The organism is Streptomyces sp. SBT349 (genome assembly GCF_001083795.1).
Taxonomy (GTDB): domain Bacteria; phylum Actinomycetota; class Actinomycetes; order Streptomycetales; family Streptomycetaceae; genus Streptomyces.
In genome coordinates this window covers 1-2,991 of the sequence record NZ_LAVK01000557.1, presented here as the reverse complement: position 1 = coordinate 2,991, position 2,991 = coordinate 1, and the positions used below count along the sequence as shown (strand labels likewise).

Below are 2,991 nucleotides of genomic sequence, written 5' to 3'. Positions count from 1 at the left end.
CGGGGGCTGGGAGATGTGTAAAAGAGACGGGCGGGGGGGGCGCCGGCCCCCCGGCCGCCGAGTATGGCGGTGAGCCCCCCGCCGGGCCGGTTCCCAACCCGCTGCTGCGGGAGAAGGCGCGGGGGCGCACAACCGTCGCCCCCCGGATCGCGGCCCCCGCCCCCCCCGCCCCCCTGGAGCCCGCCTCGCTTCCGTCCGGGGCCGGTGACCGCTCGCCCTACCCGGAGGACGCCCCCGAGGCGCTGCCCCCGTTCGGCTCCCTGCGCACCGCCCGCTCGGCGCGCGCCGGCGCGGGAGCGGCGCGCGGCCAACCCATCGGCCTCCAGCCCGCCCGGGACCTGCGCGACCTCGCGCTGATCCCCACCCTGATGGAGGCGGCGCGCTTCCAGCGGATCCGCCGGGGCCACGACCCGGACGGGCCGCGGGACGGCGGCCTCCTGGTCGACGCCGCCGACCTGCGCCAGTACCGCCGTCGCCCGGACAGCGGCAAGGCCCTGGTGCTGGTCCTGGACCACTCCTGCCACGGCGGCTGGGACTGGGGCCCGGCGCTCGCGCCCTATCTGCGCTGGGGCTACTACGGCAACGCGGCAGTCACGGTCGTGGAGTTCGGCCACCGGGACGCCGCCCACGAGCTGTCGGCCGAGCGCTACCGCGTCGGCTCGCTGCTCGACCCCCGCGTCCTCGCCTCGCTCAACAGGCCGCCGGGGCTTGCCAGTCCGCTCGCGCACGCGCTCGACCTCGCGGTGCACGAGCTGCGCCGGACGCTGCGCAACGGCCGGGCCGCGCTGGACGAGGCGCTGCTCGTCGTCGTCACCGACGGCCGGGGCAATGTGCCGCTCGACGCCAGCGTCAGCGGGCGGTCCCCGGCCCGCGTCGGCCGCGAGGGCGTCACCGACTCGCTGCGCGTCGCCACCGCGGCCCGCACCCTCACCCGGGCGCGCCCGGTGGTGGTCGCCCCCGGCCTCGACGTCTACCCGGAGCTGGCCCTCGACCTCGCCGAGGCGATGGGCGCCCACCTGGTCGTGGCGCCCCGGCGCCCCGCGGAGAGGGGGCGGGCGTGAACGGTCACCCCGCGGGCGGCATGCGCGACTACCTCCGGGCGGACACCGGCGGGCCCCCGCCGTCACCGGCCCCGGCCCGCCGGGCCGCGCCGCCCCCGGAGCAGCTCCCGGAGCAGCCCCCGCGCGCGGAACGGCGAGCACGCGCCGAACCCGAGCCGCCGCCCCGGGAGTTCGAGCCCGAGCGGGTCGGCCTGAACGCCGCGCTCCCCGCCGACGTGGCCATGCTGCGCGTGACCGGCAGCAGCTGGGAGGGCAGGCCCCGGCTCAACCTCAGCTGGCACCACGGCGGTTCCGTCGAGGTGGCCACGCACGAGCAGGTCTCCATCGAACTGCCGCCCGCCGACCTGTCGTTGGCCAGACTGGTGGCCGAAGCGGCGGAGGCCGAGGCCGAGGGCGCGGCACGCCCCTCCGGCGCGCGGCCGTGGCAGGACACCTACTACGAGGTGATGAACTGGTGGCTCCCCGAGAGCCGACTGGTGGAGTGGGTACGGGAGTTGCTCGCGGCCCGTGGTCAACCACGTCTGGTGATCTGGGACAACACCCCCTACGACATCCCGTGGGAGCTGCTCTACCACCAGCCGTCGCTGGACGCGGAGCCGAGCGACGAGGGGTGGCTCGGCGAGCTGATCCCGGTCGTCCGGTGGCTCAGCGTCCACGACGGCGCCCGCTCGCGCGACTGGTCGGCCGAGGAACGCGCCAGCGAGGGCGGCCTGTTGATGCTGGAGGACGAGCGGTTCGCCGAGCGGGAGGACAGCTTCGCGCCCTACCTGGTCGAGCCACGCGCCCGCACCGTCCAGGAGCTGATGAACCGGCTCGGCGACCACCTCGACCCGTTCGGCCTGCTGCTGATCCGCTGCCACGGCGTCTACTCGCGCGCCACCCGGAACTTCACGCTGGGCGGCCTGTCCCTCAACGAGTACACCGACTTCACCATGCGGGCCCTGCGCCGGCACCGCGCGCCCGTCCTCCTCAACGCCTGCTCGTCCGGGCGGACCGTGCTGGAGGCCCGGGGGCCCGGGGGGCAGGTCCGCAGCTTCGCCGAGCTCTTCCTGCGGCGCGGCGCCTGCGCGGTCATCGCCACCGTCGGCGACATCGACCTCAACCACTCGCACGACTTCGCCGTCCGGCTGCTGCACACCACCGAGGAGCGGCGCACCAACCTCGCCGCCGTTCTCCACGCGCACCGCCGCCACTACGCCAGGCGGGCGCGGCGCCGCGCGGGCGAGGCGCGGGACAGCCGCACCGAGGCGGACTTCAAGCTGTTCTTCGCCAGCTTCCTGTACGTGTACTACGGCCACCCCGACACGAGCCTGCGCACGCTCGCGCGGGGAGCGGGGAACGGGCCATGACCGACGAACCGCTGATCTCCTTGCGCCCCCTGGTGCGCTGGCCGCGTGAAGTCGCCCCGGGCGGCAGCTACTTCATCTCCGTCGATCTCGAACTCGCCGATCCGGACGGCGTGTGGCCGTACGAGCAGGAGGAGTTCGTGGTCGGTTGCATGCTCGACGGGCGCGCCGGGGTGACCGTCGAGTCGCTGGGCGCCGCCGCCGTGGTGCTGCACCGGTTCGGCGGAACGTACGGCCCGGCGCGGTTCGTCGCCCATGTCGCCGAGGCGCCGGGGCCGGACGCCGAGGGGCCGCTCGTCCTCACCCTGGTCACGGCGGGCGGCGTGCCGTTCCGCACCCGCCCCCGCGGCGCGCCCCCCCCCGCGGCGACGGGGGCCGCCCCCCCCGGGGGGGGGGGGGGGGCGGGGGGGGCCGGGGGGGGGGGGCGCCCCCCCCGGGGGGGGGGGGGGCCCCCCCCCCCCCCGCCGGTACGTCCCGCCCGCCGCCGCCACGGTGACCTCGGCGGTGAACGGCGTCCCCGCCTCGCCGTGCTCGGGCGCGGACAGCGACATCCGCAGGGGCGAGGTGGCCACATAGGTACGCCG

At 76.9% G+C, this 2,991-nt stretch carries 1 protein-coding gene and 1 pseudogene; both read left to right on the top strand.

The window, feature by feature from the left end; all coding sequences use genetic code 11:
• Positions 1-1,061: pseudogene (locus ADY01_RS34530) on the top strand (magnesium chelatase); the annotation flags it as partial.
• Positions 1,058-2,410, top strand: coding sequence for a CHAT domain-containing protein (locus ADY01_RS34525; RefSeq protein WP_049580731.1), 1,353 nt, complete (start codon positions 1,058-1,060; stop codon positions 2,408-2,410). The pseudogene ADY01_RS34530 and the gene ADY01_RS34525, both read left to right, overlap by 4 nt.
• Positions 2,411-2,991 lie beyond the last annotated feature (581 nt).